Origin of the sequence: Levilactobacillus spicheri DSM 15429 (assembly GCF_001435095.1) — a bacterium.
GTDB classification, from domain to species: Bacteria; Bacillota; Bacilli; order Lactobacillales; family Lactobacillaceae; genus Levilactobacillus; species Levilactobacillus spicheri.
Window position 1 is genome coordinate 64,203 of record NZ_AZFC01000005.1, and the last position, 12,714, is coordinate 76,916.

At 49.8% G+C, this 12,714-nt stretch carries 12 protein-coding genes; 3 read left to right on the forward strand and 9 right to left on the reverse strand.

Features of this window, described 5'->3' with window-relative positions; all coding sequences use genetic code 11:
• Positions 1–5: 5 nt before the first annotated feature.
• Genes FD37_RS02590 through FD37_RS02600 form a run of 3 tightly spaced genes read right to left on the reverse strand, consistent with a single transcriptional unit; the run spans position 6 to position 2,820 of the window.
• Positions 6–1,682, reverse strand: a complete 1,677-nt coding sequence (locus FD37_RS02590; RefSeq protein WP_056963233.1) for a propanediol/glycerol family dehydratase large subunit — start codon at positions 1,680–1,682, stop codon at positions 6–8.
• A 16-nt stretch (positions 1,683–1,698) separates the two neighbouring features.
• Positions 1,699–2,517: a propanediol utilization microcompartment protein PduB gene (pduB, locus tag FD37_RS02595; protein ID WP_476738448.1), complete on the reverse strand. Its 819-nt coding sequence runs from the start codon at positions 2,515–2,517 to the stop codon at positions 1,699–1,701.
• Between the two features lie 24 nt (positions 2,518–2,541).
• Positions 2,542–2,820 (reverse strand): BMC domain-containing protein, encoded by a 279-nt coding sequence (locus tag FD37_RS02600; RefSeq protein WP_045806670.1) that lies wholly within the window; start codon positions 2,818–2,820, stop codon positions 2,542–2,544.
• Between the two features lie 324 nt (positions 2,821–3,144).
• Between FD37_RS02600 and FD37_RS02605 the strand changes: the two genes are divergently transcribed.
• On the forward strand, positions 3,145–4,305 hold the full coding sequence (locus FD37_RS02605) for a helix-turn-helix domain-containing protein (RefSeq protein ID WP_082605098.1): 1,161 nt from the start codon (positions 3,145–3,147) through the stop codon (positions 4,303–4,305).
• Between the two features lie 112 nt (positions 4,306–4,417).
• Here the strand turns inward: FD37_RS02605 and FD37_RS02610 are convergent, their stop codons facing one another.
• The 6 genes from FD37_RS02610 to FD37_RS02635 all read right to left on the reverse strand — a co-directional run bounded on the left by FD37_RS02610 (position 4,418) and on the right by FD37_RS02635 (position 10,470).
• Positions 4,418–5,125 carry an MIP/aquaporin family protein gene (locus tag FD37_RS02610; protein WP_045806671.1) on the reverse strand — a complete coding sequence of 236 codons (708 nt, stop codon included), beginning with the start codon at positions 5,123–5,125 and terminating at the stop codon, positions 4,418–4,420.
• Between the two features lie 312 nt (positions 5,126–5,437).
• Positions 5,438–6,151 carry a DUF4430 domain-containing protein gene (locus FD37_RS02615; RefSeq protein WP_056963235.1) on the reverse strand — a complete coding sequence of 238 codons (714 nt, stop codon included), beginning with the start codon at positions 6,149–6,151 and terminating at the stop codon, positions 5,438–5,440.
• A gap of 26 nt (positions 6,152–6,177) precedes the next feature.
• On the reverse strand, positions 6,178–7,224 hold the full coding sequence (locus tag FD37_RS02620) for a prenyltransferase/squalene oxidase repeat-containing protein (RefSeq protein ID WP_056963238.1): 1,047 nt from the start codon (positions 7,222–7,224) through the stop codon (positions 6,178–6,180).
• A gap of 12 nt (positions 7,225–7,236) precedes the next feature.
• Complete coding sequence (locus FD37_RS02625; protein WP_045806674.1) at positions 7,237–7,932, reverse strand: ECF transporter S component; 696 nt, start codon at positions 7,930–7,932, stop codon at positions 7,237–7,239.
• Positions 7,919–9,586 carry an ABC transporter ATP-binding protein gene (locus tag FD37_RS02630; protein ID WP_056963240.1) on the reverse strand — a complete coding sequence of 556 codons (1,668 nt, stop codon included), beginning with the start codon at positions 9,584–9,586 and terminating at the stop codon, positions 7,919–7,921. The genes FD37_RS02625 and FD37_RS02630 overlap by 14 nt, the downstream gene beginning before the upstream one ends.
• The gene (locus FD37_RS02635) at positions 9,574–10,470 is read right to left on the reverse strand and encodes an energy-coupling factor transporter transmembrane component T (protein ID WP_056963250.1); all 897 of its coding nucleotides are present in this window, start codon (positions 10,468–10,470) and stop codon (positions 9,574–9,576) included. The genes FD37_RS02630 and FD37_RS02635 overlap by 13 nt, the downstream gene beginning before the upstream one ends.
• A 645-nt stretch (positions 10,471–11,115) precedes the next feature.
• Here FD37_RS02635 and FD37_RS02640 point away from each other — a divergent pair.
• Together FD37_RS02640 and FD37_RS02645 are read left to right on the forward strand one after the other, a co-directional pair.
• Positions 11,116–11,613, forward strand: coding sequence for an AAA family ATPase (locus FD37_RS02640; protein WP_056963242.1), 498 nt, complete (start codon positions 11,116–11,118; stop codon positions 11,611–11,613).
• Positions 11,614–11,662: 49 nt separating this feature from the next.
• The gene (locus FD37_RS02645; protein WP_045806677.1) at positions 11,663–12,574 is read left to right on the forward strand and encodes an L-lactate dehydrogenase; all 912 of its coding nucleotides are present in this window, start codon (positions 11,663–11,665) and stop codon (positions 12,572–12,574) included.
• The last annotated feature ends 140 nt before the right edge of the window (positions 12,575–12,714 follow it).

Genomic DNA, 12,714 nt, shown 5'->3' on the forward strand with positions numbered 1-12,714 from the left:
ATGGACTAAAGTTCCATGTGCTGTGGATCAATGGCAAACGGAATGTTCTTGATGCGTTCCCATTCGTCCTTGTCCTCTTGCAACCGGTAACCGGTACCAGGACCGCGGTAGTCGTTCGCATCGTTGACGGCAGAAATGACGTTCCAGTTTTCGTCAAAGATTGCGGACGTTTGCAGGAAGTCCCCACAAACCTTTTGCTTTTGCAGGTCCAAAACGGCTTGCGCAACGTCCTTGAAGCCGTGGTTGTAAAGTGCCTTAACCACGTCAACAGCGGTAATTCCACGGTCCATCAAGTCTTGCGCCGCCTTCATGTCTTCTACCATATTCCGTTCTGGCATATCCTTCGAGGTGTTCGCGTACGTTGCGGCTTCAACTTCTTCATCGGTGATCTTCGGTAAGCCCAAGTCTTCAAAGACGCCTTGTAAGGCTTTGGCTGCCTTGTTCCGGCCCTTGATGATCTCTTCTTCGGTCACTGGGTGAATCCCACCGTTAATGGCCAGATCCCGTTCCATGACGTAGTAGTCATCGTAGTCGAGGCCGTCGGTGTTTGAACCAGCAAACGTGTTGTCGTAGTTCGGCGTGGAGGAGTAGCCGGAAGAAATATAGTCGGTACCAGCAATAAACTGCCCTAATAACCGTTCAGTCCGCCGCATGTCAGAGTGAGAGAAGGCTTGGTCGTTCGCGGAGGCACATTCAAGGTCCATCATCATGCACAAGAGGTTTTCGCCCAAGACGGAACGAATCCCACCAGGTACGGAGCCTGGAATTCCGATACAACTAACCCCACCATTTTGAAGTCCTTGGACCCCAGAAGCCTTGGTAATGAAGATGCACCGTGATTCGAGATATAGCATGGACTTGCCTTCGGTGTACCCCATCATGACTTCGGAACCAGAACCAGAAGTGAAGCGCATCTTCAATCCCCGGGAAGCGTAGCAAGATGCTAAGAACCCTTTAGACCAAGGCGTATCGTCACCATCGGTAAAGACTTTGTCGGTCCCGTAAACGGAAATGGTTTCGGCATAACCGGTAAAGCCCCGCATCCCCAGGTTCAATTCAGCCGCTTCTTCAACGGAACACTGGCTGATGACCCCTGGACGACCCGTTTGCGCACCAACCAACAAGGAAATAGCGTTTAATGGGGCGTAACGAGCAACCGCCGTGGTCGTTTCTTGTTCTGGGAAGCCCCGTAATGCGGCATCGGCAGCATCGGCAGCGATTTGAACCGGATTGTCTCGAATGTTGGTCACGTGGCATTGGGTTGCCGGCGTCCGACGCGGACGCATCTTTTGCGTGGCCATAATCATTTCGGCGAAGTTTAATTTGCTGATAACTTCTTCAGCCTTCGCTGGCGTCATTGCCGTCGTCAGGGCAATGATGTCTTCACGTGGGACGTTGGGATCACACAACATGTTGGCAATCTTAGTGGAATCCATTGCCATGACTTTTTCGGCGTTTTCCAACTTAATCCCGTATTTTGCGATGTATAAGTCAATCAGGTCAAAGTCCTTAACCGACTTGCTATCCATTTCGGTAATCTTGCCATTTTCGATCTTGATGCTTGGCTTTGGGTCGTTAGGCCCCTCCATCGCAACAAAACCTTCTTCAGGCCATTCTTTTACAAATCCATCTAAATGAATCGGACGTTTTTCAAGTGCTTCAAAGCGTTTTTGACGTTTCAATTAAAGTTCCTCCTCTCTAGCGAATGTAAGACGGAAAATCATTGACTGGCTTTTCGCCCAACTGCGCTAGTAGCTTCAGTCCAACTTCACGACCAGCAATAACGGCTTGCCGAACGGCACCGGAATCACCACTGATATGAACGGTCCCTTCGTTAGAGAAGCTCGTTCCGTGACTTGGCGAAGCAAACGACAGAACATCGACTCCAGCGGTCTTGATGGCCGTATCCGCCATCACGACCCCAATTCCTGAAGGCGCCCCACAGATTAATCCGTAAGCTTTCCCTTCAGGGGCACCGAATGCCATATGAACGGCACCAGCGGCCCGAGCCGTAAATTGTAATTCTAAGTGACCGGCAGCGGAGTTATACACATCGCCAAAGGTCCGACTCAAGTTGTCCAAAGCCACCTGAATGGCCGAACGAACATCGGATGGGTCGTACCCCCCAATGAGCAGTAATACCCCGTGGCCAGCGCCACCCTTGGTATCTCGTGGCCATTCAACATCGATGACTTCGGTGTTGGTCGCCTTAACGGCTTCATCCATGGCCATAATTTGCGGACCGGCTCCCGTACGAGAACTTAAAACACCCAGGACCGTAAATTTTTTGGAAACGTGCAGGTGATCCAACAAGATGGCATCCACACTTGGAATACACATTCCAATCGTGTCACCAATTTGACTGGCTCCAACGAATTCAGGGACCACACTCGTTGAATTTAAGAAATTGTCCATTATTATTCCTCCCGATGACTGAGTGGATGACGTCGGTAACGTCACCCCCTGCTGCAGAAGTTCAGTTAAAACGCGTTTGACTAATTGCTGTTGCGTCATCACTTACACTCCTATTCGAAGCAGTCGTTACTTCTTTTGAGGTAAGATCTTTTCAACGTCAGTGTGCGGACGTGGGATAACGTAGCTAGAAAGAACTTCACCAATGTTTTCAGCAGCAGCCACTCCGGCATCTACGGCGGCCTTAACGGCACCGACATCACCGCGAACCATGGTCGTTACCAATCCGTGACCAATCTTCTCTTGGCCAACCAAGTCAACGTTCGCTGCTTTAACCATTGAGTCAGCAGCTTCAATTGCGGGGACGAGACCCTTTGTTTCAATTAAACCGAGTGCTTCTTGTTCCATGATGATACCTCCAGTTTTTTCTAGGTATGACTAGTTAACTAATCAACAAAGTCGTTATCCTGGCATCCCTAGTTGTTTTTGAAAACGTCTTCATTGTATAAAACGCGGCTAGCACTATTTTTATCAATAATCCATTTGAAGTGACAATAATATGTCGTTAGTGCGGGATTAGCACTATAAGTGCGGTTTTGTACAAATGGCTCTTCAAAAACGGGTTGATTTTATAAGACGATTTGGTTAGAATGTTTTTGTGTTACCGCTTTATTTGTTAATAAGACAATATTCTCACTATCCAAAATCGATTGTCATAGGAGGAAAATCGTCATGATCACTTATTCACCACGTCAAGAAGACTACCGGGACCTGGCTCATTCATTGGCCACATTTACCAGCCTGACCCAAATCAAAACCATGTTTTTTGGGTTTAACGGTATCTTATTAGCCGACGATTTTGTGTATCTCAATACCGAAGCCATCGAAAGTACCCTCATTGATGAAACCTTCGAAAACTACGCCGTTTTTCCCGTTAGTTTAAACGAACAGTTGTGGGGATCCATCATGTGTGATGCGACGAACGTTTCCAAGAAGCGACTTTTCTTGTCCCGGTCGTACTTACAAACCATCATGAATGGCATCATCGACAGCGACTCTTTAGGTGAAATCAAAGTGTGGGAGCCCCTGACGACCGACCAGATCAGCCAAATCAATTACTTACACGCCCTCTTTGGCAAACATAAACAGCCCAACTCTCCTCTGACCACGGCCACCACGCCGGCCCACGCCATGAAACTGGACCAATTAGATGATCAGGACGCGGCCAGTCGGAGTATTGCCCTGGCGGTAAACTACATCCACCAAAACATTCAACAATCCCTTTCCTTAAACGAGGTCGCCCAAAAGGCTTTCCTGTCGCCTTCCTATCTCAGTCGTCTCTTTAAAAAATACTTACACGTCAACTTTGTTGAGTACGTGAATAACCAAAAAGTGGCCCTGGCCCAAGAAAAACTAGCCCTTAGCCAAGATTCCGTTCAACAAATTTCTAATCAAATCGGCTTCTCGCAAACCAGCTACTTCACCAAAATTTTTAAGCGTAAAACGGGCCTGACGCCTTCTGAATTCCGCCAGCGCAATCACACCATTCAGAAGATCTACACGATTCCCCGGAAGCTGGATTGGCAGTCCAATGAAAGTGTTTATGACATCTCCAAAAACTTCTTTAAGGCTAACCACATTAACTACTTTGCCGATTCAACCGAGGGCACGACCTACGTGAACAAGATTGGTGACCTGGGTGACACGGATGGCAATCGGGGCTGGGTCTACACCGTCGATGGCCAACAACCTCTACAGTCGGCGGACGAAACACCGGCTAACGACAAGTCAGTCATTCAATGGGTTTACACCAACTACTCGCAGGCTGAGGCTCCCAGTTCTAAAGAGGCCGCTACGCCGTCCCATGCTACTTCCAAGTCAACGAAATCCTAAAAAATAACCGTTCTAGCCTTGGCCAGAACGGTTATTTTTATGTAAAGCGCTATCATTTAAACCTTGTTACGTACCGGCAGCCCCCGACTACCCGCACGACATTCCCCAAAAACTACTTAATTAAGACCTGCAAGCCCGCAGCGAGGATCCCACCAACGATGGGCCCGCACATCGGGACCCAAGCATATTCCCAGTGTGCATTGCCGCGGTTGGGAACCGGCAGAATCGTGTAAGCTAAACGGGGTCCCCAGTCACGGGCGGGGTTCAACGCGAAGCCGGTCGTGGTCCCTAAGCCCATACCAACGACCGTAATCAACGTCCCCACGATGAAGGGCTTCAATCCCTGTGTAAAGTTTCCGAGGTTCAGTAGGATAAACACAAAGGCCCACGTGGCAATCAATTCTGACATGAAGTTCAGGAACGGACTCGAAATCGCTGGCCGTGTCCCAAAAATTCCTACTTGATTCCCATCTGCTTCATTCTGACTAGCCTTGAAGTGCGGATAAAATTGAATAATAACTAACGCTGCACCCACAAAAGCGCCCAAGAATTGCCCTAAGAGGTAAGGCACCACTTCAGACCATGGGAAGAAACCAAAGACCGCAAAACCAATCGTGACGGCGGGATTCAAATGGCCATCTGACCCCAAGGCACCTCCGACGTAAACTCCCATCGTGACCGCTAAACCCCAGGCAACTGAGATATACGTCCAGTTAGATCCCTGACCGTACGTTTTCTTTAAATTAACGCTGGCACAGGTTCCGACACCCAGTACAATCAAAATCAGTGTTCCAAAAAATTCTCCAATAAAACCATCCATATTCTGACACCTGCCTTATTTTTTTGTTTATTCAACAAACCCAATTTTTAGTTTAGCATAGGCCCCTATTGCGTTTTTATCTTAAGTTTGTCTAGTTTGTGCAATTATTTACTAAATCGCATAAATTGTTCTATCATTTGTAAGCGCTTTAATATTATTTTGCTTCCCAAATTTTACCCTATCCAATTAAAAATCACCTCGTATAAATGCGTTTAAGCAACGCATCTTACGAGGTGATTTTATCTAGACCACTTTTAAAGTTGGGGAATGGTTCTCTCCATTGATGATGATCTAAATCATGACCCGATTGCCTTAATACCCCTTAGTTGTGAAGTACCAGTGCACGGTATCATTCTTCACCACGGCCTTTTTATTAGCCGCCTTATCAATGAACTTTCCATTTACGCGGAACTTCCATCCGCTCCCAACTTTAACATCGTTCTCGGCCAAGCCGTTGACACTGCTGACGTAAACGGCCACGCCATTTTGATAAACGAGTTTCAACTTGGACGCCTGAAGGACTGAAAAAGCCGTTGATTTGGAATTGATTTTGACCCGGCCATCATAAAACGTCTTATGATACCCGCTGACCACCAGATGCACCGTTGGGGTATCCGTCTTCTTCGTCGCTATCGCGGACTTAGTCGTTTTCGTCGTCGAAGATTGCTGGGTCGCTCGCCGCGTTACGTGCGATGACTGAGCTTGCTTCGTTGACGAGCTGGCCTGGTGCCGTTTTGAGGTCCGTGTTTGGGTCGCACGACTCGTCGCCTGGTGCTGGCGCTTTACATGTGACGAGGTGGCGGCCCGCTTCGTCTTGGTCGCTTTCTTTTTCGACGTCGTCCGCGACGCCGTCGCCGCCTGCCGACTCACGGACGAGGTCGCCGTTGACGATGACGAGGACACACGACTGGTCACTTGTTCCGACACGGGCTGGCTAGCACTCGCATAATGCTGAATTGCAAAGGCCGTTCCCATGGTCAAAACGGTCACCAGTACCGCAATCACAATTCCCGCTTGCTTTTTCATCCTCTTGCCTCCTCGAGATTAATCGTTTACTTAAAAGCGTAAACGAGCTTGTTGGTGTACTGACCCTTGTGGTAAGCCGCCGTTGCCAAGCTGACCTGACCGTAAGCCAGGGTCATGCTGTAAGCCCCTTTGATGGTTCCAGCCGACTGAACGTAGCTCAACATCGTCTTCAGCGGCGTTGCGGTTTGCGCACTCTTGATGGCCGTCTTGTTGATCAGCTTAAACGCGGTCTTGTTGGTCGACAGTGCAATAATGGCTTCGGCCGTTGAGTTGGCATTGGGGTTCTGCTTGCCGTTGTAAACGTACCCGAAAGCACCATTGGTGTAAACGTTCTTCTTCAAGTAGCTCCGCCCTAATTTAGCCGCATTCGTCACTTTCTGATTACTGCTCTTCCCCATGCTTAACGCCGTAACGGCCATGGCAGTGGTATCACTGTCAACACTCGCAACGGTGTTGTTGTAGGCCCAGCCATGGTTAGATTGTTGGTTTTTCGCAATCTTTTTGCTGAGCGACGTCTTCGAAAAGGCAGCCTTGCTTGGCTTCTTAAACGTCTTATTTGAGGAGACCGCAATCAACGCCTGGCTCTGAACGTTGACCGTTTGCTTCGTCATCGACTTCTTGTACAGCGTGCTGACCAAGTTCAGCGACTTTTTCGCACCAGCTGGCTTAAACTTCATCGGGTTCACACCAATGGCCTGTAACCCGATAATTGCGGTTGACAGGGTCGCCGGATCGCTCTTCGTGGAAACGACCAGATTCTTCTTCACCAGGTTCTTATTGCTCTTCGTAAACTTGTAACCCTGCTTTTTCAGTCCTAACAGAAAATCAGAGTATCCCGAAGCGGCCCCGGTCGTCGGGTAAGCTGACTTACTGAACATCTTGCCCTTAGACGTTAAACCATCTTTATTTTGCTTCAGCATCTTTTTTGCATATGTATAGGCCGTTTTTTCTTTACTATTTTGGTAACTCTTTGAGGCTGTCTTGACACTAGCCGCGTTGGCAACCGGTGCCAAGGCTCCTAAGGCCATAATCGTCGTTAAGGAAGAAACCATTACTTTCTTTGCGTTAAACATCATAATCACCCTTTATCCTAAAATTTTGTACTTAACAATTAAGCGATCCATTAACTTCCGCCACGGAAGGTATAGCACGAGAATGCTGACTGCATTCGTTGCTGCGTGGAGAACGTCAAACATGAAGCTAGAGGCAAACGCCAGGAAGAAGCTCGCGAGACGGAGGGGCTGGACGTACGCCAAGGCGTACCACAGATCCATGATCCAGCCGAACCAGAACCCCCAAAGAGCGCCCCAGATGACCATGACCCACAGTTGATCCTTTAGATGACCCTTCTGTAGCAATCCGGTCAGCAAGCCCATGAGCCCCCAAGCTAACATTTGCCACGGGGTCCACGGTCCCTGTCCCAAGAAGAGATTCGAGACCAGGGCCATCATGGACCCAGATACGAAACCCAGTTCTGGACCTAAGCTCACCGAACTCACAATCACCACGAAACTGGTCAGTTGAACATTCGGAATTGCCGCCAAGGGTACCCGTCCCAGAACGCCTAGTGCCACGATAACGGCCAAAAAGACCAGCAACCGGGTGCCCATTTGCTGCCGCTCAAAGCGCCAGTAGGCCGGTAAAAGACTGCAGGCCAAGCACCCAAAGCTGAACCACAAATAGTGTTGCCCCTTAAACAGAAGCATCAGTCCCAAAAGAAGTCCAATCCCCACTAGAGCCACCACAAACTGCCCGCGCCAACTCATTCTACGCGCCATCATGCTTTTCACCTCCTTTCGTTGGCACCCGTTCAACGTCTTCACTGAATAATGCCGTTGGAACTTGATCCGCTAGCAGCCGGTTAACGGCCGTCGTAAATAGAAAATTCTGCGTAAAGAATTCCCGACACGCAACCGGTGGATTCACGTGTCCGTTAAACATGAACGTACAGCGTTCCGCATACCGCGCACAAAAATCCATGTCGTGGCTCGCCATGATGATGGCCGTTCCGGCAGCGTGGGCCCGCTGAAGGATTTGACCGAATTGTTGTTTGGTATTGGGGTCAATTCCCTTGGTGGGCTCGTCCAACAACAAGACTTTCGGACGCGTCACAAGGGCTAACCCCAACCCTAGGAGTTGCTGCTGACCACCACTCAAATCAAAAACGTTATGGTCAGCCAAGGCCGTTAACCGTAAATCTGCCAATAGCTGTTCCACAGCCGCGTCACTCTGAGGCTGTGAGCCGAGTCGATTTTGCGCCTGTAACTCTTCTAGGACCGTCTGACCACTAAATTGTTCCGTGGGATTCTGCGATAAATAAGCAATCTGTTGCAGTCGGGGAAGATTCCGCATCTTCCAGACAACCTGATCAGCCAAACGAACCTTTCCGTGTTCTGGCTTGAGTAAGCCGGCAAGAACGGATAATAAGGTCGATTTTCCCGACCCATTTTTTCCAATAATGGCCAGCCACTCCCCCTGATGAAGGGTTAAGCTCAATTGGCGCAACACCACCTGTTGGTCAAAGTCCAGGAGCACCTTCTTCGCCGTCAGGAGTGAAGATGACTGTTCAGCTGCGACGGGTGTTCGAGGAATTAGCCGAAAATGCGTCTTTTCTGCCGCCAAGGCGCGCCGGCCGGCCGGAATGGATAGGGGCAAAGAAGCCACCGGAATTCGCTGTTGCAAAAAGAAATTTGGAATTGGTGGAACAAACGCGGCTAATTCGGGAACCGTCGCCATTTTACGTAACCCATCGGAGACGCCGCCATCATAGATCAGTTGGCCGTGTTGCAAGATCACCAACCGATTAGCTAAAGCCAACACGCGGCTAAGCCGATGTTCGGTTAAGACGATGGTGATGCCCAACTCATCATGGACCTGTCGCAAGACGTTTAAAAAGTTCTGAGCCGTCGTCGGGTCTAGCTGGGCTGTGGGCTCGTCTAACAGAATCAATCGTGGCTTCAAGGCCAACACTGAGGCTAGATTAACCAATTGCACTTGCCCCCCCGAAAGGGTCTTGATGGCCCGTGTCAGTAACTGATCGAGTCCCAAAAAGTTGGCTAACTCGGCCACGCGGTTATTGATCACGTCGCTACTGTACCCCAGATTCTCTAGTGGAAACGTTAATTCCTCCATGACCGTTGCCATAATCGGCTGGGTCTGGGGATTCTGGGCAACGAACCCGATTTCTTGTGCGCTGGTCGCTTGATCTAACGTCTGCACAGCTTGCCCCGCATACCAAACCTGTCCTTGAGTGGTTCCCGCCGGAATCAGTTCTCGTTTCAATTGTTTCAATAACGTCGTTTTCCCGCTGCCCGTTGCTCCGACTAGCGCAAGAAAGTCGCCCGGACGAACCGTCAGTTGAATATTCTGCAATGCAGGTATCGTCTGCTGCGGATAGGTAAACGTTAGCTGTTTAACCTGCATTAATTCGTCCATACTCGATAACCTCCTTCGCCAATAATTGGGAGTGCCATAAATACGATGAGTAAGCCAGCCAGCAACCAGTCATGGGGCAGTTGCCACTGTAATGTCATCACGTTCGTGGCCCATCCCCAGTGTTCCAACCGTCGTCCGACTAAGACGCCAAAGAGTGCCGTCGATCCCAATAAAAAGGCCCCATCCATCATCTGAAATTGAAACCGTTGATACTGACTGCGGCGCTTAGCACCGAATCCCCGGGCTTCCATCAAAACAGCCGTTTCCATTGCCTCCGATACCGCGTCAATCAACACAATTCGCAGCAGTTGGCCCATTTTCTGCAAACGTTGATGAAAGTTACCTTCCGTCAGGACCACGTTACGATTTTTTTGAAAGCGGGCTAGTCGGCCCATTTTTTGAATGAACAGCTCCACTAGCCGCAGAGAAATCGTTAAGAGCATCGCTAGTCGCGGTACCACCGGAAACAATAAGTAACTAAGTTTAGGAATCGTGATGATCCCATTAAACAGCACAAAGGTCAGAATCATCGCCCCTAGGGATAAGGCCATTGAACACCCATAGATAATGGCCGTCTCGGTTAATCTAAATTGAACTGACCCAATCTGCCACGTCCACAGGACATGCCGTCCCGTTTGATTCAACAATAGGTTAAACACCATGATCATGAGCATCAACGTGCCACTGCCCACAACCATTTGGCGAATCTTTCGTGGCTCAAAGTACCAGCTACAAACTGCCAAAATGCTGATAAACATCGTTGCTGTTAGGAGAATGTGATTAAAGAGGAGCAGTAAGGTGAATAGCTCGATGAAGTAGCAGGCAGCGGTCAACGGATGCAACTGATTAAAAAAACTGAGTTCGCTCACGACCCCTGCTTGCATATGGTTCACCGCCTCTCCTAGTTTAGAAACCGTTTTCTTAACAACGACTGAACCCATCCTACCATGCGTTTTCCTTCCAAACAGCCAATATTTTGACAAAGTTGGGCTTTTTTTGTACTACGATTGCCACGATTTTGCACAGCAATCGCAATATCATCCTATTATGACAAAAAATCTCTAAATGTATAATTTTCTGGTCGCTAGCCTTCCATTGTGTGCTTTGTGGAGGGTTTCACGAGTTATTAATCCAACGTTTGGACCGTTTATAAATTGGGAATATTCTGAATTATAACTATATCTTGTGCCTCAGCACTTTTTCACATCGATATATAGTTCCCTCGACAAAAAAATTATACCCGTTTCCGTCTACAAAAACAGGCCATTTAAAAATTAGATGACCCCATTTTTACGAAATCGGTGGAACGGTCTCACCGAAAAAAACGGTCCCGGCCCCGTCGCTCGGGGAAATTTCTGTCAAGTCAGTCATTGGTAATCTTTTGCGGTATGCGTCATTTCATCAATTTATGCTTCTTAGAACTAACCATTCCCGAATCGTCTTAATTACCCGACTTGATTAATATTTTCCCCCAACCAGTGTACAATAGCCCTAACCAGTCCTAAACTTCCAGAATCGAGATGTTTACCATGTCCACTCCCCTCATTATTATCCGGGGCAACTCCGCCAGCGGCAAGACCACCCTGGCGCACGCCCTCCAGCAGCAACTGGGCCCGAACGCCTTTCTGATCTCCCAAGACGTGGTCCGCCGGGAAAGGCTGCAGGTTCGCGATACCGCCAATAACCCCGCCATCGATTTAATGGCTCAGTTGGCCCTCGACCAGCGCGACCACGCCACCGCGGTCATCCTCGAAGGAATTCTGGCCAGTTCCCGTTACCGCGCCATGCTACTACAGCTTCGGCGCCAGTTTGACCAGACCCACTGCTACTATTTTGACCTCCCCCGGTCCACGACCCTGGTCCGGCACCTGACCCGACCCCAGCGGTTCCAGTTCGGTCCGACCGCACTCAACCGCTGGTGGCTGGACCACGACCAGCTGGGATGGCTCCACGAGCACAGCTTCACCGTCGCCGACACCCTGGCCAGCGAACTCGCCCAGATTCAATCGGATTTAACGGTTAAGTAGCGTATAATGTAAGGGGATTCATCAAGACTATCTAAAAGGAGTGTCGAATATGACCAGAAAAATTGGGATTATCGGAATGGGTAACGTCGGGGCGGCGTGTGCGCACTACATCGTCGCTTGTGGCTTCGCCGACGACCTCGTCTTGATCGACGAGAACGAACAGAAGGTACAGGCGGACGCCCTCGACTTTGAGGATGCCATGGCGAACCTGCCCTACCACACCAACATCACCATCAACGATTACCACCAATTAGACGATGCCGACGTCGTCATCTCCTCCGTCGGCCACATCAAGCTCCTGGGCGGTGACCACCCCAACCGGTTCGCCGAACTCAAGCCCACCGGTTCCGACGTCGCCAACGTGGCGCAGAAGCTCAAGCAGACCGCCTTTAACGGGGTGCTCATCGTCATCAGCAACCCGAACGACGTGATGACCTCCCTGTACCAGGAACTGACCGGCCTACCCAAGGCCCAGGTCATCGGGACCGGAACTCTGCTGGACGGGGCCCGGATGAAACGGGCCGTGGGCAAGGCCTTTGCGGTCGATCCCCGTTCCGTGACGGGCTACAACCTCGGGGAACACGGGAACTCCCAGTTTACCGCCTGGTCGACCGTTAAAGTCATGGATCAACCGGTCGCCGACTTGGCCCAGCAAAACGGTTTGGACCTGGCCCAGATCAACGAGGACGTCCGCATGGGCGGCTTCACCGTCTTCAACGGCAAGGGCTACACCAACTACGGGGTCTCCACGGCGGCTGTGCGTTTGGCCTTAGCCGTCATCAACGACGCCCACAGCGAGCTGCCGGTTTCCAACTACCGCTCCGAGTACGGCGTTTACCTCTCCTACCCCGCCATCATCGGGCGCGGCGGTGTCCTGAAGCAGCTGCAGCTCGACCTGCCCCAAGACGAGCTCGATAAGCTCCAGGCCTCCGCGGATTACATTAAAAAGAATCTTCAATAAACGCCTTATTAGAAAATAAAAAAACAACCAGTGTGTCAGATGAAATGATGTATTTCAACTGACCCACAATGGTTGTTTTTTATAATGGCAGATTGCAAGAAATAACTTGAACGAATTTAATGACGTAAATTAAGCAAGAA

Excerpts from the sequence above, each read along its gene's own strand:
- FD37_RS02600 (WP_045806670.1), bottom strand. The coding sequence starts at position 2,820 with ATGGAACAAGAAGCACTCGGTTTAATTGAAACAAAGGGTCTCGTCCCC.
- FD37_RS02605 (WP_082605098.1), top strand. The coding sequence starts at position 3,145 with ATGATCACTTATTCACCACGTCAAGAAGACTACCGGGACCTGGCTCAT.
- FD37_RS02610 (WP_045806671.1), bottom strand. The coding sequence starts at position 5,125 with ATGGATGGTTTTATTGGAGAATTTTTTGGAACACTGATTTTGATTGTA.
- FD37_RS02615 (WP_056963235.1), bottom strand. The coding sequence starts at position 6,151 with ATGAAAAAGCAAGCGGGAATTGTGATTGCGGTACTGGTGACCGTTTTG.
- FD37_RS02620 (WP_056963238.1), bottom strand. The coding sequence starts at position 7,224 with ATGTTTAACGCAAAGAAAGTAATGGTTTCTTCCTTAACGACGATTATG.
- FD37_RS02625 (WP_045806674.1), bottom strand. The coding sequence starts at position 7,932 with ATGATGGCGCGTAGAATGAGTTGGCGCGGGCAGTTTGTGGTGGCTCTA.
- FD37_RS02630 (WP_056963240.1), bottom strand. The coding sequence starts at position 9,586 with ATGGACGAATTAATGCAGGTTAAACAGCTAACGTTTACCTATCCGCAG.
- FD37_RS02635 (WP_056963250.1), bottom strand. The coding sequence starts at position 10,470 with ATGCAAGCAGGGGTCGTGAGCGAACTCAGTTTTTTTAATCAGTTGCAT.
- FD37_RS02640 (WP_056963242.1), top strand. The coding sequence starts at position 11,116 with ATGTCCACTCCCCTCATTATTATCCGGGGCAACTCCGCCAGCGGCAAG.
- FD37_RS02645 (WP_045806677.1), top strand. The coding sequence starts at position 11,663 with ATGACCAGAAAAATTGGGATTATCGGAATGGGTAACGTCGGGGCGGCG.